This is a genomic window from Pseudomonas sp. GW821-FHT11G12 (genome assembly GCF_058808055.1).
In genome coordinates this window covers 179429-202081 of record NZ_JBXARH010000005.1, presented here as the reverse complement: position 1 = coordinate 202081, position 22653 = coordinate 179429, and the positions used below count along the sequence as shown (strand labels likewise).

At 61.6% G+C, this 22653-nt stretch carries 22 protein-coding genes; 10 read left to right on the top strand and 12 right to left on the bottom strand.

Translation table 11 applies throughout. The annotated features are described in order from the left end of the window. Positions 1 to 140: 140 nt before the first annotated feature. The 3 genes from AC1RR7_RS17195 to AC1RR7_RS17185 all read left to right on the top strand — a co-directional run bounded on the left by AC1RR7_RS17195 (position 141) and on the right by AC1RR7_RS17185 (position 4714). Complete coding sequence (locus AC1RR7_RS17195; RefSeq protein ID WP_493158048.1) at positions 141 to 1901, top strand: sensor histidine kinase; 1761 nt, start codon at positions 141 to 143, stop codon at positions 1899 to 1901. After that, entirely contained in the window at positions 1901 to 3229 is a 1329-nt protein-coding gene (locus tag AC1RR7_RS17190; protein WP_192558854.1) for a sigma-54-dependent transcriptional regulator, read from the top strand. Before AC1RR7_RS17195 ends, AC1RR7_RS17190 begins: the two co-directional genes overlap by 1 nt. 165 nt (positions 3230 to 3394) lie before the next feature. Further along, a complete protein-coding gene (locus AC1RR7_RS17185; RefSeq protein ID WP_096818372.1) occupies positions 3395 to 4714 on the top strand; it encodes an MFS transporter in 1320 nt (439 codons plus the stop codon). Positions 4715 to 4777: 63 nt separating this feature from the next. Here AC1RR7_RS17185 and AC1RR7_RS17180 read toward each other — a convergent pair whose 3' ends face one another. Next, positions 4778 to 5536 (bottom strand): COG4705 family protein, encoded by a 759-nt coding sequence (locus tag AC1RR7_RS17180; RefSeq protein ID WP_096818374.1) that lies wholly within the window; start codon positions 5534 to 5536, stop codon positions 4778 to 4780. Between the two features lie 348 nt (positions 5537 to 5884). Between AC1RR7_RS17180 and AC1RR7_RS17175 the strand changes: the two genes are divergently transcribed. Together AC1RR7_RS17175 and AC1RR7_RS17170 are read left to right on the top strand one after the other, a co-directional pair. Continuing rightward, positions 5885 to 6202, top strand: coding sequence for a hypothetical protein (locus AC1RR7_RS17175; protein ID WP_085730226.1), 318 nt, complete (start codon positions 5885 to 5887; stop codon positions 6200 to 6202). A 128-nt stretch (positions 6203 to 6330) separates the two neighbouring features. Beyond that, positions 6331 to 6960, top strand: coding sequence for a flavin reductase family protein (locus tag AC1RR7_RS17170; protein WP_085709577.1), 630 nt, complete (start codon positions 6331 to 6333; stop codon positions 6958 to 6960). Between the two features lie 6 nt (positions 6961 to 6966). On the opposite strand, the gene AC1RR7_RS17165 is transcribed toward AC1RR7_RS17170, so the two are convergent. Next, entirely contained in the window at positions 6967 to 7209 is a 243-nt protein-coding gene (locus AC1RR7_RS17165; RefSeq protein WP_096818378.1) for a hypothetical protein, read from the bottom strand. Positions 7210 to 7252: 43 nt separating this feature from the next. Continuing rightward, positions 7253 to 7606 (bottom strand): putative quinol monooxygenase, encoded by a 354-nt coding sequence (locus AC1RR7_RS17160; RefSeq protein WP_085709576.1) that lies wholly within the window; start codon positions 7604 to 7606, stop codon positions 7253 to 7255. A gap of 335 nt (positions 7607 to 7941) precedes the next feature. On the opposite strand from AC1RR7_RS17160, the gene AC1RR7_RS17155 reads away from it, so the two are divergent. Then, a complete protein-coding gene (locus AC1RR7_RS17155) occupies positions 7942 to 8871 on the top strand; it encodes an AraC family transcriptional regulator (protein ID WP_493066018.1) in 930 nt (309 codons plus the stop codon). A gap of 235 nt (positions 8872 to 9106) precedes the next feature. Here AC1RR7_RS17155 and AC1RR7_RS17150 read toward each other — a convergent pair whose 3' ends face one another. The 6 genes from AC1RR7_RS17150 to AC1RR7_RS17125 form a co-directional block, all read right to left on the bottom strand. Continuing rightward, positions 9107 to 10162, bottom strand: a complete 1056-nt coding sequence (locus tag AC1RR7_RS17150; RefSeq protein WP_108563115.1) for an ABC transporter ATP-binding protein — start codon at positions 10160 to 10162, stop codon at positions 9107 to 9109. A gap of 14 nt (positions 10163 to 10176) precedes the next feature. Further along, positions 10177 to 11025: an ABC transporter permease gene (locus AC1RR7_RS17145; protein WP_064599073.1), complete on the bottom strand. Its 849-nt coding sequence runs from the start codon at positions 11023 to 11025 to the stop codon at positions 10177 to 10179. After that, the gene (locus tag AC1RR7_RS17140; RefSeq protein WP_493158047.1) at positions 11022 to 11930 is read right to left on the bottom strand and encodes an ABC transporter permease; all 909 of its coding nucleotides are present in this window, start codon (positions 11928 to 11930) and stop codon (positions 11022 to 11024) included. The genes AC1RR7_RS17145 and AC1RR7_RS17140 overlap by 4 nt, the downstream gene beginning before the upstream one ends. Positions 11931 to 12001: 71 nt before the next feature. Then, positions 12002 to 13105, bottom strand: a complete 1104-nt coding sequence (locus AC1RR7_RS17135) for an ABC transporter substrate-binding protein (RefSeq protein ID WP_011335694.1) — start codon at positions 13103 to 13105, stop codon at positions 12002 to 12004. A 215-nt stretch (positions 13106 to 13320) separates the two neighbouring features. After that, positions 13321 to 14769: an aldehyde dehydrogenase family protein gene (locus tag AC1RR7_RS17130; RefSeq protein WP_493158113.1), complete on the bottom strand. Its 1449-nt coding sequence runs from the start codon at positions 14767 to 14769 to the stop codon at positions 13321 to 13323. Then, entirely contained in the window at positions 14769 to 16406 is a 1638-nt protein-coding gene (locus AC1RR7_RS17125) for a 5-guanidino-2-oxopentanoate decarboxylase (protein WP_493158046.1), read from the bottom strand. Before AC1RR7_RS17125 ends, AC1RR7_RS17130 begins: the two co-directional genes overlap by 1 nt. Positions 16407 to 16545: 139 nt before the next feature. Here AC1RR7_RS17125 and AC1RR7_RS17120 point away from each other — a divergent pair, with 139 nt between their 5' ends. Then, positions 16546 to 17424: a LysR substrate-binding domain-containing protein gene (locus tag AC1RR7_RS17120; protein ID WP_493158045.1), complete on the top strand. Its 879-nt coding sequence runs from the start codon at positions 16546 to 16548 to the stop codon at positions 17422 to 17424. A 118-nt stretch (positions 17425 to 17542) separates the two neighbouring features. Here the strand turns inward: AC1RR7_RS17120 and AC1RR7_RS17115 are convergent, their stop codons facing one another. Together AC1RR7_RS17115 and AC1RR7_RS17110 are read right to left on the bottom strand one after the other, a co-directional pair. After that, positions 17543 to 18157 carry an NAD(P)-dependent oxidoreductase gene (locus AC1RR7_RS17115; protein WP_493158044.1) on the bottom strand — a complete coding sequence of 205 codons (615 nt, stop codon included), beginning with the start codon at positions 18155 to 18157 and terminating at the stop codon, positions 17543 to 17545. Positions 18158 to 18203: 46 nt separating this feature from the next. Further along, positions 18204 to 19082, bottom strand: coding sequence for an MBL fold metallo-hydrolase (locus tag AC1RR7_RS17110; RefSeq protein WP_096818389.1), 879 nt, complete (start codon positions 19080 to 19082; stop codon positions 18204 to 18206). 114 nt (positions 19083 to 19196) lie between these two features. Here AC1RR7_RS17110 and AC1RR7_RS17105 point away from each other — a divergent pair, with 114 nt between their 5' ends. Both AC1RR7_RS17105 and AC1RR7_RS17100 read left to right on the top strand, forming a co-directional pair. Next, the gene (locus AC1RR7_RS17105; protein ID WP_096818391.1) at positions 19197 to 20102 is read left to right on the top strand and encodes a LysR family transcriptional regulator; all 906 of its coding nucleotides are present in this window, start codon (positions 19197 to 19199) and stop codon (positions 20100 to 20102) included. A 41-nt stretch (positions 20103 to 20143) separates the two neighbouring features. After that, positions 20144 to 20371 (top strand): hypothetical protein, encoded by a 228-nt coding sequence (locus tag AC1RR7_RS17100; RefSeq protein WP_085730216.1) that lies wholly within the window; start codon positions 20144 to 20146, stop codon positions 20369 to 20371. 9 nt (positions 20372 to 20380) lie between these two features. On the opposite strand, the gene AC1RR7_RS17095 is transcribed toward AC1RR7_RS17100, so the two are convergent. Next, positions 20381 to 21277, bottom strand: coding sequence for a helix-turn-helix domain-containing protein (locus AC1RR7_RS17095; RefSeq protein WP_096818393.1), 897 nt, complete (start codon positions 21275 to 21277; stop codon positions 20381 to 20383). 178 nt (positions 21278 to 21455) lie between these two features. Here AC1RR7_RS17095 and pobA point away from each other — a divergent pair, with 178 nt between their 5' ends. Beyond that, positions 21456 to 22649, top strand: a complete 1194-nt coding sequence (gene pobA, locus AC1RR7_RS17090; protein ID WP_493158043.1) for a 4-hydroxybenzoate 3-monooxygenase — start codon at positions 21456 to 21458, stop codon at positions 22647 to 22649. The last annotated feature ends 4 nt before the right edge of the window (positions 22650 to 22653 follow it).

Sequence of the window (22653 nt, the reverse complement as noted above, 5' to 3'; positions counted from 1 at the left end):
TTTTCGAGCGCAATTGTCGATACCTCCAGTTCGGTATCTGCAAAAAAATACGGCACGCTCATCGCATCTATGAACAGGAACCCCGCCTACACATCTGCATGGTATCGTGCCCGCCCGTCCTGCCATCCGTTTGCCCCAGCATGCTGCCGACTTCCCGTACCCTGCGTCTGTCGTTGTATACCCTGCTGATCATCGCCGGTGCCGCCCTTGCTGCAACGCTTGCGATCCGCCATGCCGAACGCCAGGCATTGGAAGAGGACGCGGCGCGGGCCAATCAGCAGTTGGCACTGTACGCCAATTCTTTGCACACACTGATCGACCGCTACCGCGCCCTGCCCGCCGTGCTCGCACTGGATCCGCAATTGCGTGCGGCACTGGCCGGTCCCGTGAATGCCGAACAGCAAGCGGCGCTGAATCTGAAACTGGAAAAGATCAACGGCGCGGCGCAGTCCTCGACGCTGGAACTGCTCGATCACACCGGCCTCGCGGTGGCGGCCAGCAATTGGCGTCTGCCCAGCAGCTACGTCGGTCACAACTACGGCTTTCGCCCCTACTTCAGCCAGACCCGCACCCAGGGCACCGGGCGTTTCTACGCAGTCGGCGTGACCAGCGGGATTCCCGGTTATTTCCTGTCCAGCGCGGTGCTCGGCGACAACGGCGAGTTCCTCGGGGCGATGGTGGTCAAGCTCGAATTCCCGGAACTTGAACGCGAATGGAGCCAGGGCAGCGACACCCTGCTGGTCAGTGATGCACGCGGGATCATTTTCATCGCCAACCAGCCCGACTGGCGCTATCGCCTCCTGCACCCGCTGAGCCCGGCCGATTACAAAGAGATCAAGGCCACCCGCCAATACGACAAACAGTCGCTGGTGCCGCTGACTCATCTGTCGCTGCGTCGCTTCGACGACAACAGTGACCTGCGCCGTGTCGAAGGCCCGCAAGGCACAGCGGATTACCTGTGGGAATCGCTGCCGCTGACCGCCGAAGGCTGGACCCTGCACCTGCTGCGACGCCCGCAACTGTCCTTCGAAGACCAGCGCAATGCCGGACTCGCCGCTGCCGGGGTGTGGCTGGCGCTGGTGTTCCTGTTGTTGTTCCTCAACCAGCGCTGGCGCCTGGCGAAGATGCGCCAGCGTAGCCGCGAAGAGCTTGAGCAACTGGTCGAAGAACGTACCCGCGACTTGCGTACCGCCCAGGACGGTCTGGTGCAGTCGGCCAAACTGGCGGCACTCGGGCAGATGTCCGCCGCGCTGGCCCACGAAATCAATCAGCCGCTGACCGCTCAGCGCATGCAACTGGCGACCTTGCGCCTGCTGCTCGATCATGGCCGCGTCGATGACGCCTACAAGGCGCTCAAACCGGTCGATGAAATGCTCACGCGCATGGCGGCCCTGACCGGTCATTTGAAAACCTTCGCCCGCAAGAGCCCCAGCGGTTTGCGCGAGCGGCTGGATCTGGCGACGGTGGTCGATCAGGCCCTGCAGTTGCTGGACGCAAGAATGCGCGACGAACAGGTCAGCCTTGTGCTGCATCTGACCCGTCCGGCCTGGGTGCGCGGCGATGCGATCCGCCTCGAACAAGTGCTGATCAACCTGCTGCGCAACGCCCTCGACGCTATGCAAGGCAAACCTTGCAAGCGTCTGGAAATCCGTCTGGAAGCCGACGAGCAACTGTGGCGCCTGAGCGTCATCGACAATGGCGGCGGCATTGCCGAAGAGCATCTGGGCCAGGTGTTCGATCCGTTCTTCACCACAAAACCGGTGGGTGACGGCCTCGGTCTGGGGCTGGCGGTGTCGTTTGCCATCGTCCACGAATCCGGCGGGCGCCTGAGCGCCGACAATGGCGACAACGGCGCAGTGTTCAGCCTGACCCTGCCGATCGATCTGGAGGCGCACATCTGATGCTCAATGCGGTGATGGTGGTCGATGACGAAAGCAGCATTCGCAGTGCCGTCGAACAGTGGCTGAGCCTGTCCGGGTTCGAGGTGCAACTGTTCAGCCGCGCCGAGGAATGCCTGGCGGCGCTGCCCGCGCATTTTGCCGGGGTGATTGTCAGCGACGTGCGCATGCCTGGCCTCAGCGGTCTTGAACTGCTGGCCGAGGTGCAGCGCCGGGACGCCGACCTGCCGGTGATTCTGCTCACCGGCCACGGCGACGTGCCGATGGCGGTCGAAGCCATGCGCGACGGCGCCTACGACTTTCTGGAAAAGCCCTTCAGCCCGGAAACCTTGCTCGGCAGCCTGCGCCGGGCGCTGGACAAGCGTCGGCTGGTGCTGGAAAACCGTGCCCTGCACGAACAGGCCGACAACCGCGCCAAACTGGATGCGACGTTGCTCGGTGTATCCCGTGGCTTGCAGACCTTGCGCCGACAGGTGCTGGATCTGGCGACGCTGCCGGTCAACGTGCTGATCCGTGGCGAGACCGGCAGCGGCAAGGAACTGGTCGCCCGCTGCCTGCACGACTTCGGCCCGCGCGCCGACAAACCGTTCGTGGCGCTGAACTGCGCGGCGATCCCCGAGCAGTTGTTCGAAGCCGAGTTGTTCGGGCATGAGAGCGGCGCGTTCACCGGGGCCTCCGGCAAGCGCATCGGCAAGCTGGAATACGCCGATGGCGGCACGCTGTTTCTCGATGAGATCGAAAGCATGCCGCTGGCCCAGCAGGTAAAACTGCTGCGGGTGTTGCAGGAACAGAAGCTGGAGCGGCTGGGGTCGAACCAGAGTATTCGCGTGGACTTGCGGATCGTCGCGGCGACCAAACCCGATTTGCTGGATGAAGCGCGGGCCGGGCGTTTTCGCGAGGACCTGGCGTATCGCCTGAACGTCGCCGAATTGCGCCTGCCGCCGTTGCGTGATCGTCGGGAAGACATTCCGTTGTTGTTCGAATCCTTCGCCCAGAGCGCTGCCCAACGCTTGGGCCGGACCTTCCCGCCGCTCAGTGGCGCGCAATTGAGCCACCTGCTGAGTCATGACTGGCCGGGTAATGTGCGGGAACTGGCGAATGTCGCCGAACGGCAGGTGCTGGGGCTGGATGAACCGGTGCAGGGCATCGATCCCGGCCAGTCACTGGCGGCGCAGCAAGAGGCGTTTGAGGCGCAGTGTTTGCGGGCGGCGTTGACCCGGCACAAGGGCGATGTGAAAGCCGTACTTGAAGAACTGCAACTGCCACGCCGCACCTTCAATGAAAAGATGCAGCGCCATGGTCTGACCCGGGAAATGTTCGTACCTGAATGAGCGGAAATCCGCTCATTCATTCCTGATCATCGGCAAAAACCCGCTCAACGACTCCCCCTACCCCCTCTAAACCGGCCCTCCCCCCGTTGGCACAGCTCCTGCTATAGCCCTCGCAGGCTGCGTTTCAACGCGCTCCACAAAAACAATTAAACGAAGGATCCTTCAATGGATAACTCCAACGCCCTGCCTCTTGGGTCGGCTGCCGTGCCGGTCAAAGAACGAACCACCGCCAGTCGCATCAAGTCGATCTTCAGCGGTTCCGTCGGCAACATGGTCGAGTGGTACGACTGGTACGTCTATGCCGCCTTCTCGCTGTACTTCGCCAAGACCTTCTTCCCCGCCGGTTCCACCACCGCCCAATTGATGAACACCGCCGCGATCTTCGCCGTGGGCTTTCTGATGCGCCCGATCGGTGGCTGGCTGATGGGCCTGTACGCCGACAAGGTCGGACGTAAAAAGGCACTGATGGCCTCGGTGTACCTGATGTGCTTTGGCTCCCTGCTGATCGCCCTCAGCCCGAACTACGAAACCATCGGCATCGGCGCGCCGATCCTGCTGGTCTTCGCCCGTCTGCTGCAAGGCCTGTCGGTCGGTGGCGAGTACGGCACTTCCGCGACTTACCTGTCGGAGATGGCGACCAAGGAACGTCGCGGCTTCTTCTCAAGCTTCCAGTATGTGACCCTGATCTCGGGCCAGCTCATCGCGCTGGGCGTGTTGATCGTGCTGCAGAACATGCTGACCACTGAACAGCTGTACGCCTGGGGCTGGCGTATCCCGTTCGCCATCGGCGCGCTGTGCGCAATCGTTGCGCTGTACCTGCGTCGTGGCATGGAAGAAACCGAGTCGTTCACCAAGAAAGAGAAGTCCAAGGAAAGCGCCATGCGCACCTTGATGCGCCATCCGAAAGAACTGCTCACCGTGGTCGGCCTGACCATGGGCGGTACGCTGGCGTTCTACACCTACACCACCTACATGCAGAAATACCTGGTGAACACCGTCGGCATGAGCATCTCCGACTCCACCACCATTTCCGCAGCGACGCTGTTCCTGTTCATGTGCCTGCAACCGATCATCGGCGGCCTGTCCGACAAGATCGGTCGTCGTCCGATCCTGATCGCCTTCGGCGTGCTCGGTACGATCTTCACTGTGCCGATCCTGATGACCCTGCACACCATCCAGACCTGGTGGGGCGCGTTCTTCCTGATCATGGCGGCGCTGATCATCGTCAGCGGCTACACCTCGATCAACGCCGTGGTGAAGGCCGAGCTGTTCCCGACCGAAATCCGCGCCCTGGGCGTCGGCCTGCCGTACGCACTGACCGTGTCGATCTTCGGCGGCACCGCCGAATACATCGCGCTGTGGTTCAAGAGTATCGGCATGGAAACCGGTTACTACTGGTACGTGACTGCGTGCATCGCGGTGTCCCTGCTGGTGTACATCACCATGAAAGACACCCAGAAACATTCGCGGATCGTCACTGACTGATCGCAAAAAAAACGCGCGAAGGTGCAAGACCTTCGCGCGTTTCTTACCTGTCCGATTTCCCGATCAGGACAACTCGGCAACGCCCTGTTTGCCGCCATAGCGCTTCTGCGCATAAGACGCGCCCACGATCATCACCAACAGAATCCCCGCCAGCACCGCCGACGAACCGATGGTGCCGAAGTCCAGTCCGCCCTTCTCATGGGACTTGGTCATCAAGTCGCCCAGGGTCGCGCCAAACGGCCGGGTCAGCACGAACGCCACCCAGAACAGCGCCACCGACGAGATCTTGGTGAAGTACTTGAGCAGTACCACCACCGCAATCGCCGAGCCGATCAACAGCGCGCCACCAGCGAAGCCCAGGCCCGAATCGTCCGCCAGGTAATCGCCGAGCGCGGTGCCCAGGGTGTTGGAGAACAGGATCGCCATCCAGTAGAACATCTCGCCGCGAAAGCTCTGCACCTTGGTGACGTTGAGCGAATCGCCGCTCAGGCGCCACGCCGCGAAGATCGCCAGCAGGATCGCGATCAGGATCATGGAACCTGTGGCGTAACCCAGCTCCAGCGTGCGGTCCATGAAGTCGGACATGGTGGTGCCGGCGGTGCTGGTCGACAGGATCACGATCCAGTACAGCAGCGGCTTGTAAGTCTTGGACATCAGTTGCGTGATCAACGTCAGGACGAACACGCTGATCAGGATCAGCGAGCTCATGGCGTAGCCGACATTCAGGGTCATCGACAGCAAATCCCCCGCGGTTTCCCCCAGGGTCGTCGCGCAGATTTTCATGACCCAGAAGGCCAGGGTGATTTGAGGCAGTTTGTTCATTGCAGGTAAAGCTCCAGTGTGTGACGGCCGGTTCTTGGTTTTCTGGCCGCCGGCAGACTGGCGTTACGAGGGTGAAAAACCGGTCGGGAATGTATGAAAAATCTGTCACACAAGCCAAAAGCAGCGATTAATCACCGGTTAATGCCCCTGCTGCATCCTGCACCTACCTGATCGATGACCTGCGCGACGCTCGCTCCGACGACGAAAGCGAATTGAATGCGTCGCCCTTAATATCAAGTTAATCGATTGCTTTTAGCATTATTTTGCGCTTTTTAATCAATTTAGTTGGCGTAGCATGAACCCCATGCGAAACACATCGCCAACGAATTTCGAATCTGGAGAACGACCATGAAAACCAAACTGATCCTCGCCCTGACCTTGTCCGTACTGGCCGCCAACACCTTCGCCGCCGATGGCTCGGACAAAACCAAATCCGCCGATTTCATTTCCGGCGCCAGCGCCGCCATCGAAACCAGCCACTCGGGCGCCTACGCTGCCGATGGTTTCGATAAAACCAACGTCGGCAAAGCCGTTGCTGCCGATGGCTTCGACAAGACTGGCACTGCTGCTGCCATCGCTGCCGACGGCTTCGATAAAACCGGCACCGCCGCTGCCATCGCTGCTGACGGTTTCGATAAAACCGGTACTGCCGCAGCCATTAGCTGATCGGCGCAATGCAAACACCAAAGCCCGGCCATTGCCGGGCTTGTTCATTTCCAAAGGTCGGCATTTGATCTTCGCGGATCGGACTTGCACTATTGGCCGCTTATAAAAGCCTTCAGGAACACCCCGCCATGCCCGATGACATCCATTTCTACGAACCGGCCAACGGCCACGGCCTGCCCCACGATCCGTTCAACGCGATCGTCGGTCCGCGTCCTATCGGCTGGATTTCTTCGCAGGATGCCGAGGGCCGGCTGAACCTGGCGCCTTACAGCTTTTTCAACGCGTTCAACTACATTCCGCCGATCATCGGGTTCTCCAGCGTCGGGCGCAAAGACAGCCTGAACAACATCGAGCAGACCGGTGAGTTCGTCTGGAACCTCGCGACCCGGCCGCTGGCCGAGCAGATGAACCAGAGCTGCGCAGCCGTCGCGCCCGAGGTCAACGAGTTCGAACTGGCGGGGCTGACGCCGGTGGCGTCGAAGGTGATTGCCGTGCCGCGTGTGGCCGAAAGCCCGGTGTCCTTCGAGTGCAAGGTCACGCAGATCATTCAGTTGCAGCGGGCCGACGGCGAGACGGTGCCGAGCTGGCTGGTGCTCGGCGAAGTGGTCGCCGTGCACATCGCCAAATGGCTGTTGAAGGACGGGATCTACGACACCGCCGCCGCAGAACCGATTCTGCGGGGCGGCGGGCCGGCGGACTACTTCCAGCTGGGGCCGGAAGCATTGTTCAAGATGTGGCGCCCGGGCGCCGTCAAGTAAACGCGGTTACCAGATCAGCTCGGCGTCATCAGTGACGCCCTTGAGCTTGTCCAGCTCATTGATGGCCGCTTCATCGGCGGCAATGGCACCAGGGAAGACCTGGTCATTCAACAGTTTGTGAAAGCGTGGCGCACCGCCGTCGACCAGGGCCTTGACCGCGATTGCCGCGTGATAACCCTTGTTGCTGCCCAACTCGACGGGGACTACAGCGGAAACCGCTTCGAAGTGTTCGAACTCTTTACGTGCCATGTCGCAGGTCCTGGCTCAGTCAAATAGGCTGGCCATTAAACCCTCAACCGGCGAGTTTGTGTATCGGCGCGCAACTTTGACCCAGCGCCTGCGCCGCCGACACGTCTTTAAACGTGTGGAAATCCAGGCTGTTGACCACCAGGTCCTGCACCAGCTCGGCAAAAACCTCCATCGACGGGCTGCTGAAATAAGCGGTCATCGATTGCTGGTTATTCCAGAAACCGGAAACCAGCCACAACTCCGGATCACACTGCGAATGCTGCAAGGAAAAGCTCAGGCAACCGGCGGCGGCACGGGACGGTTCGATCAGCGCGCTCAGGCGCATGCCGAGTTCCGCCGAGCGCCCGGCGCGCGCTCGAACGAAGGCCATATGACTGACGGGAATCTGCTTGGACATGTTCAACCCTCCCAGGGAGTCGCGTGGCAGCCGGGGACGGGCTGCGACAGGATCCAAGGTTAAGGGCCGGGCAGCGTTCGCCGTTAGTCTATTCCTGCCGTCGCGTTGCACAATCCTGCGAGACTGTCTTTCAGACCTGTAACAGATCGTGAATTGCTGTCACCGTCCTGTCACACCGGTTTCGAGCAAGTTTGCCGGGATGCGCCCTGTCATGTCTGGGCAGGCACACAACGCCATGCAGGATCAGGCAAGCATTTCGCAGGATGTGTCTACCGCTTGCGCTTGCACAAACTTATGCTCTGCTCCCATTCCATCCCTTGCCGAGGAGGCTGTGCATGACGTCATTCGATCGTTTTCAGGCGCCGCCCGATGCCGACATGGAAAAGCAGCGCGCGGAACTGGCGGCCATCATCCGCCGCAACACATCCGAAGATGGCAGTTATGCCACCGCCGTCGGCTCGCTGTTCATGTCGCGCCACACCCAATCCCATGACTTCGCCCCGGTGCTCGCGCAACCGGCGCTGTGCATCATGGCCCAGGGGCGCAAAGAGGTGCGGCTGGCGGACGAGTACTTCAATTACGACCCGCTGAATTACCTGGTGGTCTCGGTTTCGATGCCGTTGAGCGGTCGGGTGGTGAATGTTTCGCCTCTGGAACCGATCCTCGCCGTGCGCCTGGACATCGACCCGGCGGAAATCACCGCGCTGATCGCCGACGCCGGGCCCATGGGCGTGCCGACCCGGCCGACCGGGCGCGGTCTGTATGTGGAAAAGATCGACAGCGCGATGCTCGATGCGGTGCTGCGTCTGGCCCGCCTGCTCGACACGCCGAAAGACATCGCCATGCTCGCGCCGCTGATTCGCCGGGAGATTCTCTATCGCCTGTTGCGCAGCCCGCAGGGCCATCGGCTGTACGAAATCGCCATCGCCAACAGCCAGAGCCATCGCATCAGCCAGGCGATCAAATGGCTCAACGGCAACTTCGAACAACCGCTGCGCATTGATGATCTGGCGAAGGAAGTGAACCTCAGCGTCTCGACCCTGCATCACCGTTTCAAGGCGATGACGGCGATGAGTCCGTTGCAGTATCAGAAGCAACTGCGCCTGCAAGAGGCGCGGCGGTTGATGTTGGCTGAGGGGCTGGAGGCTTCTGCCGCCGGGTATCGCGTGGGATATGAAAGCCCTTCGCAGTTCAGCCGCGAGTACAGCCGGTTGTTTGGGGCGCCGCCGTTGAGGGATCTGGCGCGGTTGCGGCTTTCGGTGTGAGTTCAAAAGCCCCCTCACCCTAACCCTCTCCCGGAGGGAGAGGGGACTGACCGAGGAATATTCACGAAGCACACCGACCTGAACGATCGGATTTGAATCCAGAATTAAGTGGATCTACTGGCTCGAATCCATAATCGACTCGATCTCTCTGGTCGACGGACAGCGCAAGACAACTCGGTCGGCTCCCTCTCCCTCGGGGAGAGGGCTGGGGTGAGGGGGCGGGGCCAAGCCAGTATTAAGCGCCCAACACCCGACACGCCTCACTCGGCAACGTCACCGACACCGGATGCCCGATCCCCAACCCGATGCCCTGACACGGCGTGCTCAGCGCCGTAAACGTCACCCCGGAACACTCCACCGTAGTCTCGATCGTCGCGCCGATATCCCGCACAAACGTCACCTTGCCCAGCAGACGATTGCCCGCCGTGGCCTGGGGCGCCGACAGTTGCAGGTCTTCGGGACGGATCAGCATTTTCACTTTCTGTCCGACCACGATGCTGCTGCAGATCGGCACTTGCAGGGCATCGCCGCCCGGCAGCACGACCTTGCCATCGCCTAGCGCGGTGGCCGGGAAGATATTGCCGGAGCCGATGAAGTCCGCGACGAACTCGTTGGCCGGATGGCGGTAGATTTCGATCGGCGTACCCACCTGCTGCACGCGATGCTCGCCCAGCACCACCACGATGTCAGCCATGGTCATGGCCTCGCGTTGATCGTGGGTAACCATGATGGTGGTGATGTTCAGGCGTTGTTGCAACTGGCGGATTTCCACCTGCATCGACTCACGCAGCTTGGCATCCAGCGCCGACAGCGGTTCGTCGAGCAAAAGGATTTTCGGGTGCGAGGCAATCGCCCGGGCAATCGCCACCCGCTGACGCTGACCGCCGGAGAGTTTCGCCACCGGACGATCGATCATCGGTTGCAGCTGGATCAGCTCCAGCAACTCCACCACCCGCGCCTGTTGATCAGCCTTGCTCACACCGCGCAGTTTCAGCGGATAGGCGATGTTCTCGCCCACGGTCATGTGCGGGAACAGCGCCAGCGACTGGAACACCATGCCGAAGTTGCGCAGGTGCGCCGGGGTGTGGCCGATGTCCTCGCCGTCCAGGCGGATCTCGCCGCCGGTAAGGGTTTCCAGCCCGGCGATCATTCGCAGCAACGTGGTCTTGCCGCAGCCCGACGGGCCGAGGAAGCACACCAGTTTGCCCTCGGGCAAATGCAGGTTGACGTCTTTTACCGCGCAGGCCGAGCCGTAGTGTTTCTCGACGTTTTCCAGAATCAGTCCAGTCATGTTGCACCTCACAATCAAAAGGAAACGCCGCCCTCGCCCACCAGCTTCTCCAGCGCCCAGATCAGGACGAAGTCGATCAGCACGATCAGCACGGCAAACGAGAACACGGTAGGGTCGAGCGATGACACGGTGCGGCTGTACATCCAGATCGGCACGGTCATGACGTCGATGGTGTAGAGGAAATAGGTCACGGTGAATTCGTTGAACGAGACGATGAACGCCAGCAGCATCCCCGCCAGAATCCCCGACTTCATCAACGGCACCACCACATCGACGATGGCCCGCAACGGCGAGGCGCCGAGCATCTGCGCGGCCTCTTCGACTTCGCTGCCGATCGAAAGCATGGCCGCCGTGCAGTTCTTCACCACGAACGGCAGCGCCAGAATCACGTGGGCGATCACCAGTCGCGAGGTGGTCATGTGGAATGGCAGGCTGTCGAACACCAGCAGCAAGGCCAGCCCCAACACCACCATCGGAAACACCAGCGGCAGCGACATCAATTGCAGCGCCACGCCCTTGCCACGGAACTCGCAACGGGTCAGCGCGTAAGCTGCCGGCACCGCGATCAGCGTGGCGAAAATCATCGTCAGGCACGCCACCAGCAAACTGGTGCCCATCGCCTGACCGAGGCTCAGCACATCGCTGGCGTCCGGCGACACAAAGGTGTGCCACGCGGCCTTGTACCACTGCAGGCTGTAACTGCTCGGCGGGAAGTCGAGGTTCGACGCACCGCTGAACGACATCACGATCATGGTCAGGATCGGCAACACTGCCAGGAACAAAATGATCCCGGAAAGAATGCCGGCGAACTTGCCGGTGTCGCCCGGCAGCAGCGACTGACGCTTCTTGATCAGGGCACTCATTGCGAAGCCTCCAGCAGACGGCGACGGCGGCCGGTGATGTATTCGGACAAGGTCATGATCGCCAAGGTGGTGACAATCAGCACCACGCCAGCGGCGGATGCGGCAGGCCAGTTCATCAGCGGGGCGATCTGGTCATGCACCATCACCGCGAGCATCGGCACGCGACGGCCACCGAGCAACAGCGGCACCACGAAACTGCTGGCGTTGTAGGCGAATACCAGGGTCGCGCCGGTGATGATCCCTGGCAGACTCATCGGCAACACCACCTGACGGAACACTTGGAAACGACTGGCGCCAAGCGTCGCGGCAGCATCTTCGTAGCTGCGGGCGACACCGCGCATGGCGCTGGCAATCGGCAGCACAGCGAGCGGGAACGCGGTCTGCACCAGACCCATCAATACGCCGTTCTGGTTGTACAGCAACATGATCGGGCGTTTGATCAGACCGAGGCCCATCAGCGTCTGGTTGAGCATGCCGCCGGGGCCGAGGATCACCAGCCAGCCGTAGCTTTGCAGCAGCAGGTTGACCAGCAACGGCAACAGCACCGCCGCGAGGAAAATCCGTCGCACGAACGGCGAGGTCAGACGCGACATGGTGTACGCCACCGGGATCGCCAGCACCACCGCGATCACCGCGCTGATCAGCGCCAGACGCAAGGTCAGCAGCAACGATTTGAGGTAGTAGGGTTCGAGCAACTGAGCGTAACTGGCCAGGCTGAAACCGGACCACTCCGCGCCCTTGGTGCCGACGCTCATGCGCAACACCAAAAGGCTGGCGGCAATCAGCACGCCGAGAAACAGCATCGACGGCGTGAGGAAAAACCACGCCCGTGCAGTCGGCGAAACACTGCGCGCCGGGCGCACGTCACCCGCGCCGACCGGTTGGGTCAGGGATTGATGTTCCATAGCAATGATCTCGTCAATGGAAAACGAATCTCCCGGGCACCCCGATCATGCGGTGCCCCGGAAGGTCGGCGTCAGGAAGAAAAGATTTCCGTGTAGCGACGAATCCACTGGTCATGCACGGTCGCCAGGAAGGCGTTGTCGTGCATGATCGCCTTCTCCGCGATCTGCTCCGGCGTGAGGATGAACGGGCTCTTGCGCGCTTCGGCGGAGATGATCGCCTTGGCGTTGACCGGGCCGTTGAAAATGTCTTCGGCCATCTTGCCCTGCACCAGCGGGTCGAGGGAGTGATCGATGAAGGCGTAGGCCAGGTCGGTGTCGCCCGGACGGTTCTTCGGCATCACCGAGAGCATCAGGTCGGTGTAGAAACCTTCTTTCATGCCGAACGTGGCGCCGAGGCCGTAGTTCGGGTCGCGGATCTGCTTGGGGAAAAACGCCGGGGCATACAGGCCGCCCATGTCCAGGGAACCGGTGCGAAACAGCTCGGCAATCTGGTTGGGGTTTTCGCCCAGGGTCACCACGCGGTCTTTCAACTCCGCGAGTTTCTTGAAGCCCGGCTCGATGTTGTGCTCGTCACCACCGGCCAGTTTGGCGGCGATGATGATCAGGTCCATCGCTTCGGTCCAGTTCGGCGGCGGCAGGAAAATGTTCGGTGCCAGATCGGCGTCCCATAGCGCGGCGTAACTGTCCGGCGCTTCTTTCTGGGTGCGGGTGCTGTAGACCAGACTGTTGCACCACAGCAGGTAACCGATGCCGTGACCGTTGGCTCCGGTGCGGTATTTTTCCGGGACATCGATCAGGTTGGGAATGCGGTTGAGATCGGGCTTTTCCAACAGCCCGGCAGCGGCCAGACCTTCAGCTCCAACGCCGGCCAGAGTGATGATGTCGTACTGCGGACGGTCACCGCCGGCCTTGAGTTTGGCGACCATTTCCGAGGTGCTGCCGGTGCGGTCGGCAATCACTTTGGCGCCGGTCTTGGCTTCGAACGTTGCAGCGATGTTGCGCAGTGCGGCCAGACCCGTGTCATCGGACCAGGTCAGCAGGCGCAGGGTCTTGCCGGCAAAGCGGGTGTCGCTGGCACTGGCCCGGATGAAGGGCATGCTCATGGCCGCCGCAGCCACCGAGGCCACGCCGACGGTTTTGATGAATTGACGCCTGTTCAGATCGTGCTCGCCCATTTAGGACTCCCATTATTCTTGTAAGTATGAGATTGACCGCAACCCTTGCCGTGCGTGATCGGAACCGCTCAAGCCCCGATTTCAAAGGGCTTGAACGTGATCAGCGGGTTCATCCTGAGGTCGTGCAAAACACCTGACTATCGATAAAAACTCATTGGAGCCATGACGCCGGCGCATGCCTCGTTGCGAGGCATGCGCTGACCTTTTTCGGGCATTCAGAGTGCGCGGATCACGTGCTTGATTTCCTGGAATGCCGCCAGGCCCCACGGCCCCAGTTCGCGACCGATGCTGCTCTGTTTGTAGCCGCCCCACGCCGTCTGCGGGAAGATCACCTGCGGTGCGTTGAGCCACACCAGCCCCGCCTGCAAGGCGTTGGCGACCCGATCTGCGGTCTCGGCATTGCGCGTGACCACGCTGGCCACCAGACCGAACTGGCTGTCGTTGGCCAGGGCAATCGCCTCGGCTTCCGAAGCGAAACTGCGCACGCATATCACCGGGCCGAAGATTTCTTCACACCACAGCGCACTGTCGAGGGGCACTTCGGTGAAGATCGTCGGTTGCAAGAAATATCCACGCGGCAGATCCGCCGGGCGATTGCCGCCACAGATCAGCTTGGCACCGGCGCTCAGGCCACGGTCAATGTGACCGAGCACTCGCTGGTACTGCGCCTGATTGACCAGCGCGCCCATCTCGACTTCTGGATCGAACGGGTCGGCCACACGGATTTTTTCCGCGCGGGCCTTCAGACGAATCAGGAATTCATCGGCCAGTTCATCGGCGACCAGCACCCGGCTGGTGGCCGAGCACATCTGCCCGGCGTTGAAGAAACCACCGCCGCAGGCCAGCTCCACCGCCAGATCCAGGTCGGCATCTTCCAGGATCAGCAGCGAGGACTTGCCGCCCAGTTCCAGGCTCACGCCCTTTACGGTTTCCGCGGCGCGCTGCATCACTTGCACACCCACGGCGTTACTGCCGGTGAAGGAAACCTTGGCGATGCGCGGGTCCGCCGACAGCGGCGCACCGACCGCCAGGCCGGTGCCGCACACCAGGTTGAACACGCCTTTGGGCAGACCGGATTCGGCGATGATCGCTGCCAGTTCCAGTTCCGGCAGCGGCGTGACTTCCGAAGGTTTGAGCACCACGCAGCAACCGGCGGCCAGGGCTGGCGCGAGTTTCCACGCGGTGGTGACCATCGGGAAATTCCACGGCACGATCAGCCCGACCACACCGCAAGGCTCGCGGCGCAGACGTGCGCTGAAATCGTCGCTCGGCAGCGGCACATCGCTGTCCTGTTTCGCATCGAGGCCTTCGGCGAGTTCGGCGTAATACTCGAAGGTGGCGATCACGTCGTCGACATCGATGCCCGCTTCAAACTGCGGTTTGCCGTTGTTGCTCGACTGCAATTTCATCAAGTGATCACGACCGTTGCGCACGCCATTGGCGATGTTGCGCAGGATCGCGCCGCGCTCGGCACCGGTGGTTTTCGACCAGTCCTTGAAGGCTTCAGTCGCGGCCGTTACCGCTTGGTTGACGGCGTTTGCATCACCGCCATTGACCGTGGTCAGCAGCGCTTCAGTGGCCGGGTTGATCACGCGCAGGTGCTCGCGGCCGGCGGCCCATTGGCCGTTGATGTACAGGCCGTCGAGTGTGGTCGGGAAATTCATCATTTGGCCACCGCCTTCATCCATTGGGTCTGGTCGATTTCGATCAGGGTCGGGCCCTGACGATCGGTGGCGGCGCGCAGGGCACCGCGCAGGTGTTCGGCGGAGCTGATCGCTTCCGCCGCGCAACCCAGGGCCTTGGCGACACCGATGAAATCCGGGGTGTAGATGTCCACGCCCACCGGTTCGATGGCGCGGTTGACCATGTATTTCTTGATCTCTTCGTAACCCTGGTTATTCCACAACAGGATGATCACCGGGGTGCGTGCTTCCACGGCGCTGGCCAGTTCCGGCAGGGTGAATTGCAGACCGCCGTCGCCGATCAGGCACACCACTGGCGGACGTGCGCCGTGTTCCAGAGGGCCGCCGAGCCAGGCGCCAATCGCTGCCGGCAAGGCGTAACCGAGGGTGCCGTAACCGGTGGACGAGTTGAACCAACGGCGCGGACGCTCCGGGTTGAACGTGAGGTTGCCGGTGTACACCGGTTGCGTGGAGTCGCCGACGAACACCGCGTTCGGCAGTTCGTGCAGCACGGTTTCAAGGAAGCGGGTCTGGGCCAGAGTCGGGGCGTCCCAGGTCGCGGCCAGGTCTTCACGCAGACGGGCGGCGCGCACCTGACCCCAGTCGTTGCGGCGCTCGGCCAGCGGCTTGTGCGACAACGCGCTCAGCAATGCTTGCGCCGCGTTGCGCGAGTCAGCCACCAGCGCCACATGAGGCGGGTAGTTGCGTACGGTCTGGTCTGGATCGATATCGACGCGCAGCAGTTTGCCGGGGATCTCGAAACCACCCGCGAAGGTGACGTCGTAGTCGGTTTCCGCCAGTTCGGTGCCGATCGCCAGTACCACGTCGGCATCCGCCACCAAAGCACGGGTCGCCACCAGACTCTGGGTCGAACCGATCAACAGCGGATGATTGGACGGCAACATGCCTTTGGCGTTGATGGTCAGGGCCACCGGCGCATCGAGCAATTCGGCCAGTTCGGTGAGTTCGGCAGCGGCATCGATGGCGCCGCCCCCGGCGAGGATCAGCGGACGCTGGGCGCCGGCCAGCAGTTCAGTCATGCGGCTAACGGCGGCCGGCGCAGCACCGGCGCGATCGATGTTGACCGGCACGCTGGTCAGTAGCTCATCGGCTTCTTCGACCAGCACATCCAGCGGAATCTCGATGTGCACTGGACGCGGACGCCCGGCCTGGAACAGCGCAAACGCACGGGCCAGCACACCCGGCAATTCGGACGCCGACATCAGCGTGTGGGAGAACGCCGCCACGCCGCCGACCAGTGCGCTCTGGTTCGGCAGTTCATGCAACTTGCCGCGACCACCGCCCAATTGGTTGCGCGACTGCACGCTGGAGATCACCAGCATCGGGATCGAATCGGCGTACGCCTGGCCCATGGCGGTGGTGATGTTGGTCATGCCGGGGCCGGTGATGATGAAGCACACGCCCGGTTTGCCGCTGGTGCGGGCGTAGCCGTCGGCCATGAAGCCGGCGCCCTGCTCGTGACGCGGGGTGACGTGGTTGATGCTCGAACGGGCCAGCCCGCGATACAGCTCCACGGTATGCACCCCGGGAATGCCGAACACCTGCTCGACCCCATAATCTTCGAGTAACTTGACCAGTACTTCGCCACACGTCGCCATGTCTTTGCCCTTCTTGTTCGTTGAGGCACCGGGCCTTAAGGGAACCGGTGATTGGCCTCATTGAAACGGGCGACCCGTAGCCGCAACAATCGATAAAAGCTCATACTAGCCATGTCCTCACGTCATACCTTGGATCCACATGAAACGACTGCCTCCCCTGCCCGCCCTGCACACGTTTCTGATCACCGCGCAGTGCTGCAACTTCACCCGGGCCGCCGAGCAGTTGCATATCACTCAAGGTGCGGTGAGCCGGCAGATCGCCGGGCTGGAGGAACATCTGGGTTATGAGCTGTTCATTCGCCTGGCCCGGGGCCTGGAACTGACGGCCGAAGGTCGCGAATGGCTGCCACGGGTGCAGCAGGTGTTCAGCCTCATCGGCGACTCGATGGAGCAGATCGGTGCCAAGCGCGAAACCCTGCAACTCAAGGCGCCGAGCTGCGTGATGCGCTGGTTGTTGCCACGGCTGCTGCAATGGCAGCGCGAGCGCCCGGACGTGCCGGTGAAACTCACGGCGTCGTTGCAGCACGGGGTGGACTTTCATCGCGAGCAGTTCGACGCGGCGGTGATCTATGGCACCGCGCCCCACGACTCGCCCGCGACCTTGCACCTGTTCGATGAACAACTGACGCCGGTCTGTTCACCGGGGCTGCTCAAGGGGTCGTCGGCCCTGCACACGCCGGCCGACTTGCAACAGCACTTGCTGCTGCACCCGACGCACACCGATGACGACTGGACGCTGTGGCTGGAGGCCGCCGAACTGCAATTGAACAACATCGGCAGCGGTCAGCATTTCGAAACCCTGGATCAGGCGATGTCGATGGCGTCCCACGGGACGGGGGTGGCGATCGGCGACTGGTCGTTGATCGGCGATGACTTGAACGCTGGGCGACTGGTAATGCCGTTCGATCTGAAGGTGAAGACGGGATTGGGCTATTACATCGTGGCGCCGGCGTCGGAGCCTTCGGCGAAGTTGCAGGAATTGATGGGGTGGTTGGTGGAGCAGGCTCATACCCGCTGATGATCGTTCCCACGCTCCGCGTGGGAATGCAGCCCGGGACGCTCCGCGTCCCATGCCGAAGCGGACGCGGAGCGTCCAGTGAGGCGTTCCCACGCGGAGCGTGGGAACGATCCAGTACTTAATATCCGACGGTGAACCGCTGACGCGAATGCTTCGGCGTTTCCACTTCGTCGATCAGCGCAATCGCGTAGTCGGCAAAGGTGATCGAGCTCTGGCCTTCGGCGCTCACCAGCAAGTCATCCTTGCCGACGCGGAATTTGCCGGTGCGCTCGCCTTCGACAAACAGCGCCGACGGCGACAGGAACGTCCAGTCCAGCTCCTTCTCCTGACGCAGCGCATCAAGGAACGCCGCACCGGCGCTGGCCTCAGCCTTGTACTCGGCCGGGAAACCGGCGCTGTCGATCACTCGGGTGCCGTCCGGCAGCAACAGCGAACCGGCACCGCCGACCACCAGCAGACGTTTCACCCCGGCCTGTTTCACCGGACCGATCAGCGCGCTGGCCGGGACCGTGGCGAAATGCACGGCGCTGATCACCACATCGTGACCGGCGACGGCGTCTTGCAGCGCGGCGGCATTCAAAACGTCTACGTTCTTGCTGACCACACCGGCGCGGGCGCCGATCTTCGAGGTATCCCGAGCGATGGCGGTGACGCTGTGGCCGCGACGCAGGGCTTCTTCCAGCAATTGGCTGCCGGCACGGCCGGTGGCACCAATGATTGCGATCTTGCTCATGACATTCTCCAGTTGGCTTGAGAGTGCTGCGTTTTTCAGAATCGGGTTACCACTTCATCTCGCCCTTGGCGACTTTGGCGCTCAGCTCCAGCGAGCTTTCTTCGCCCAGTTTCGGGTAGCGTTTTTTCATCGCGGCGATCAGCGCGGCAGAGTCCTTGGCCTTGGCGGTTTCTTCGTCGAACGCCTTGATGTAGTCGGCGGTGAACTTCACGGCGGCCAGTGAACGGGCGCTGTCACCCAGGTAGTGACCCGGCACCACGGTTTTCGGTTTCAGGGTTTCGATCGAGTGCAGGGTTTCCAGCCAGTCGGCGTGGGATTGTGCAGTCTGGGTATCGGCCATCCACACGTGGATGTTCTCGGCGACAACGACACCACCGACCACGGCTTTCAACGAAGGAATCCACACGAAGCTGCGATCCGGTTGCTTGCCTTCCAAACCGACTACCTGCAGTTTCTGGCCTTCAAGCATCAGGCTGTCGCCCTTGAGCACGCCCGGCACGATGGTTTTGGCCGGCACGTCGGCGCCCATTTTCGGGCCCCAGAACGCCAGTTTGCCGTCGACGGTTTGCTTGATGTGATCAACGGTCGGCTGCGAAGCCAGTACCTTGGCATTCGGGAATGCCTTGGTCAGGGTGTCGAGACCGAAGTAATAATCCGGGTCACCGTGGCTGATGTAGATCGTGGTCAGTTGCTTGCCGCTGGCGCGGATCTTTTCCACCACTTGCTCGGCCTGGGACTTGCCGAACTGGGCGTCCACCAGGATCGCGTCCTTCTCGCCGCTGACCAACACCGAAGTCACCGGGAAGATTGCGTTGGTGCCTGGGTTGTAGACATCGAGGCTCAGATTCGCAGCCGCCGCGTGAGCAGCAAAACCGAGGGTGGCGGTGGCCAGTAAAACGCGCTTGAGAGTGGTGAAGCCGATCATGGGTTGCTCCGCTGTTCGTATGCCGTGCTTGGCGATGGGACAGAGCTTAGTTGCCAGACTCATTACAAAAAATGCGATGCTTAAACATAGTTTGTTTCTGAAAGCGGGCAAATCATGGATCGTCTCCAAGCAATGCGGGTGTTTGTCACGGTTGTGGATCTGGGCAGCCAGTCGGCGGCGGCCGATCACCTGGACCTGTCGCGGCCAGTGGTGTCGCGGTATCTGGCGGAACTGGAAGACTGGGTCGGCGCGCGCCTGATGCACCGCACCACGCGCAAACTGAGCCTGACCGCCGCCGGCAACGAGATCCTGCCGCGCTGCCGGCAGATGCTCGAACTGTCGAGCGACATGCAGGCCGCCGTCAGCGAACCCGACGATGCGCCACGGGGTTTGCTGCGGATCAGCGTCAGTACCTCGTTCGGCCAGGCACAACTGGCCGATGCCATGGCCGCGTTCGTCAAACGCTACCCGGGCGTCAACATCGACCTGCAAATGCTCGATCGCACGGTGAATCTGGTGGACGAGCGCATCGACCTGGCGATCCGCACCAGCAACGATCTCGATCCCAACCTGATCGCCCGGCGCCTGACCGTCTGCCGCTCGGTGGTCTGCGCCGCACCTGCCTATCTGCGGGAACACCCGCAGCCGCAGCGCGTAGAAGATCTGAGCCGACACAACTGCCTGACCCATTCCTATTTCGGCAAGAGCCTGTGGCATTTCGAAGAGGATGGCGAACCGGTGTCGGTGCCGGTGCAGGGCAACATCAGCGCCAATGAGGCCAGCACCCTGCTGCGCGCGACACTGGCCGGTGCCGGGGTGGCGATGCTGCCGACCTATCAGGCCGGCGTACATATTCACAGCGGGGAACTGGTGCGCCTGCTGCCGCACGCCGAGCCTCGGCGGATGAACATCTATGCGGTCTACGCCTCGCGCAAACACATGCCGGTGGCGCTGCGCAGCATGCTGGATTTCCTGGTACTGCGGTTTCCCGAAAACCCGCAATGGGATGTCGGCTTGTAAACCCGTTCGCCGCGCGGCTGGCAACTCCACGGCGCTGACCTATGCTGAAAGTAGTACCCAAGGGTATTCGTTCAGAGGTCAACGCCATGATCATGAGCACCAGAACAAGAAGATACCTCGCGATTTTCATCACCTGCGCGGCCACGCTGGCGCTGTACGGCACCGCGGCATGGCGCGTGGAGCAGTTGCGGCAACTGCCCCGTGAGTACGCGAGCTGCAACTTCGAGCGCTGCATCCCTCACAACGCCACCCTCAACGCCCTGCGCTGATACAGGACGTCAGGCGTCGTCGTTCTGCTCGGCCTTCAAGCGGTCGCGGAACGCCTTTGGCGAGATCCCCACCCGGCGCCGGAACAGGCGCGTGAAGTTGGTCGGATCGGAAAAACCCAACACGTCGGACATCTCGTAGATGGTCATGCTGGTGTACGTCAGCAGACGCTTGGCTTCCAGCAACTGACGTTCATGCATGATCTGCAACGCCGGCTGCCCCGCCAGTTCGCGGCAGGTGCCGTTGAGGTGCGAGACGGAAATCCCCAGGCGATGAGCCAGGTCCTCGACCTTGACGTGCTGTCGGTACGTCTCCTCTACCAGTTGAATAAAGCCATTAAGGTATTCGCGCTGACGCTGCGGGCGTTGCGTGGCGTTGTGGCGGTGGATCGCCTGGCGGCTGACCCAGACCATGATCACGCTGACCAGCGAATGCATGAGCATTTCCCGCGCCGGTTGATGACCGTTGTACTCGGCCTGCAACGCGGCAAACAGACTGTTGAGGTAGTCCGCGTCCTTGCCCGCCGGGTAGCTTTCGGCCTGGGCCAAAGCCTGCACCGCGCTGCCCAGTTGCGCCTGCAAATGGTTGATCAACGGCGTGGCCAAGGTGACGACAAATCCTTCGACGTCCTCGGAAAAACGGAAACCATGCACCGATAACGGCGGCAGGATCTGGATCGCGGTTTCGTTCAGTTGCGTGCGTTGGCCTTCGATTTCAAGCTCTGCCTGACCTTTGAATACGAAGAGCAACTGGCACAAATCGGCGTGGCGGTGGGGTTTGATTTCCCATTGATGTTCGCGGCTGCGTTTGGAAATGGTTTCACAGTGCAGCAAGTCAGGGGTTGGCCAGTCCAGGCTTTCACCGTAGAGCTTGAACACCGGAATCGAAGGCAGGTCAGGCTTGTTCATCACTTCAATCCAGGCCTCGAAGGTTGCGGGCGATAATCGCACCGATTGGCAGAATGTACAGGTATCGGCTCAGTTTTCACCTTCAATTGACAGACCCGCAAGGGAAAAATGCAAGCACTCGAATCCTGAAAATCATTCACCGGCCGTTGTCGCGTGAAGCTTGCGAGTCATAAAAACAATGAAAACGCTGAAAACCCAAGTCGCCATCATTGGCGCCGGTCCGTCCGGATTATTGCTCGGCCAACTGCTGCACAACGCCGGCATCGACACCCTGATTATCGAGCGCCAGACACCTGACTATGTACTCGGCCGAATCCGCGCCGGGGTCCTTGAACAGGGCATGGTAGAGCTGTTGCGTGAGGCTGGCGTGGGTCAGCGGATGGACGTCGAAGGGCTGGTCCACGGTGGGTTCGAACTGGCCCTCGACGGGCGTCGGGTGCACATCGATCTGCAGGCGCTGACCGGTGGAAAAACCGTGATGGTCTATGGCCAGACCGAGGTCACCCGCGACCTGATGGCCGCTCGTCGGGAGACCGGCGGACAGACAATCTACGAAGCCAGCCATGTCGCTCCCTGTGGCATGAAAAGCGACGAGGCCTTCGTCACGTTTGAAAAGGACGGCGAAACCTGGCGTGTCGATTGCGATTACATCGCCGGTTGCGACGGTTTCCATGGCGTGGCCCGTCAGTCGATCCCGGCGGAATGCCTGAAGGTCTTCGAACGGGTTTATCCGTTCGGCTGGCTGGGGATACTCGCCGACACACCACCGATTCACGACGAACTGGTCTACGCCCGTCACGAGCGCGGCTTCGCCCTGTGCAGCATGCGGTCGGCGACCCGCACCCGCTATTACCTGCAAGTGCCGGCCGAGGAAAACGTCGACGACTGGTCGGATCAGCGCTTCTGGGATGAACTGCGCAATCGCCTGCCGGCGGATCTGGCGCAGAAGCTGGTGACCGGTCCGTCGATTGAAAAGAGCATCGCGCCGCTGCGCAGTTTTGTGGTCGAGCCGATGCAGTACGGGCGGATGTTTCTGGTGGGGGATGCGGCACATATCGTTCCGCCGACCGGTGCCAAGGGTTTGAACCTGGCGGCCAGCGACGTCAGCACCCTGTTCAGGATTCTGCTGAAGGTTTACCGCGAAGGGCGCGCTGACTTGCTGGAGAAGTATTCGGAAATCTGCCTGCGTCGGGTGTGGAAAGCCGAGCGGTTTTCCTGGTGGATGACCTCGATGCTGCACCGTTTCGACGAACACGATGATTTCAGCCAGCGGATCAGTGCTTCGGAACTGGACTACTTTGTCAGTTCAGAGGCCGGTCAAAAAACCATTGCAGAAAATTACGTCGGACTTCCTTATGAGGCTATCGAATAGCCTG

Excerpts from the sequence above, each read along its gene's own strand:
- AC1RR7_RS17120 (WP_493158045.1), top strand. The coding sequence starts at position 16,546 with ATGAAACGACTGCCTCCCCTGCCCGCCCTGCACACGTTTCTGATCACC.
- AC1RR7_RS17190 (WP_192558854.1), top strand. The coding sequence starts at position 1,901 with ATGCTCAATGCGGTGATGGTGGTCGATGACGAAAGCAGCATTCGCAGT.
- AC1RR7_RS17155 (WP_493066018.1), top strand. The coding sequence starts at position 7,942 with ATGACGTCATTCGATCGTTTTCAGGCGCCGCCCGATGCCGACATGGAA.
- AC1RR7_RS17165 (WP_096818378.1), bottom strand. The coding sequence starts at position 7,209 with ATGGCACGTAAAGAGTTCGAACACTTCGAAGCGGTTTCCGCTGTAGTC.
- AC1RR7_RS17140 (WP_493158047.1), bottom strand. The coding sequence starts at position 11,930 with ATGGAACATCAATCCCTGACCCAACCGGTCGGCGCGGGTGACGTGCGC.
- AC1RR7_RS17150 (WP_108563115.1), bottom strand. The coding sequence starts at position 10,162 with ATGACTGGACTGATTCTGGAAAACGTCGAGAAACACTACGGCTCGGCC.
- AC1RR7_RS17135 (WP_011335694.1), bottom strand. The coding sequence starts at position 13,105 with ATGGGCGAGCACGATCTGAACAGGCGTCAATTCATCAAAACCGTCGGC.
- AC1RR7_RS17125 (WP_493158046.1), bottom strand. The coding sequence starts at position 16,406 with ATGGCGACGTGTGGCGAAGTACTGGTCAAGTTACTCGAAGATTATGGG.
- AC1RR7_RS17095 (WP_096818393.1), bottom strand. The coding sequence starts at position 21,277 with ATGAACAAGCCTGACCTGCCTTCGATTCCGGTGTTCAAGCTCTACGGT.
- AC1RR7_RS17110 (WP_096818389.1), bottom strand. The coding sequence starts at position 19,082 with ATGATCGGCTTCACCACTCTCAAGCGCGTTTTACTGGCCACCGCCACC.
- AC1RR7_RS17185 (WP_096818372.1), top strand. The coding sequence starts at position 3,395 with ATGGATAACTCCAACGCCCTGCCTCTTGGGTCGGCTGCCGTGCCGGTC.
- AC1RR7_RS17105 (WP_096818391.1), top strand. The coding sequence starts at position 19,197 with ATGGATCGTCTCCAAGCAATGCGGGTGTTTGTCACGGTTGTGGATCTG.
- AC1RR7_RS17130 (WP_493158113.1), bottom strand. The coding sequence starts at position 14,769 with ATGAATTTCCCGACCACACTCGACGGCCTGTACATCAACGGCCAATGG.
- AC1RR7_RS17195 (WP_493158048.1), top strand. The coding sequence starts at position 141 with ATGCTGCCGACTTCCCGTACCCTGCGTCTGTCGTTGTATACCCTGCTG.
- AC1RR7_RS17115 (WP_493158044.1), bottom strand. The coding sequence starts at position 18,157 with ATGAGCAAGATCGCAATCATTGGTGCCACCGGCCGTGCCGGCAGCCAA.
- AC1RR7_RS17160 (WP_085709576.1), bottom strand. The coding sequence starts at position 7,606 with ATGTCCAAGCAGATTCCCGTCAGTCATATGGCCTTCGTTCGAGCGCGC.
- AC1RR7_RS17145 (WP_064599073.1), bottom strand. The coding sequence starts at position 11,025 with ATGAGTGCCCTGATCAAGAAGCGTCAGTCGCTGCTGCCGGGCGACACC.
- pobA (WP_493158043.1), top strand. The coding sequence starts at position 21,456 with ATGAAAACGCTGAAAACCCAAGTCGCCATCATTGGCGCCGGTCCGTCC.
- AC1RR7_RS17180 (WP_096818374.1), bottom strand. The coding sequence starts at position 5,536 with ATGAACAAACTGCCTCAAATCACCCTGGCCTTCTGGGTCATGAAAATC.
- AC1RR7_RS17170 (WP_085709577.1), top strand. The coding sequence starts at position 6,331 with ATGCCCGATGACATCCATTTCTACGAACCGGCCAACGGCCACGGCCTG.
- AC1RR7_RS17100 (WP_085730216.1), top strand. The coding sequence starts at position 20,144 with ATGCTGAAAGTAGTACCCAAGGGTATTCGTTCAGAGGTCAACGCCATG.
- AC1RR7_RS17175 (WP_085730226.1), top strand. The coding sequence starts at position 5,885 with ATGAAAACCAAACTGATCCTCGCCCTGACCTTGTCCGTACTGGCCGCC.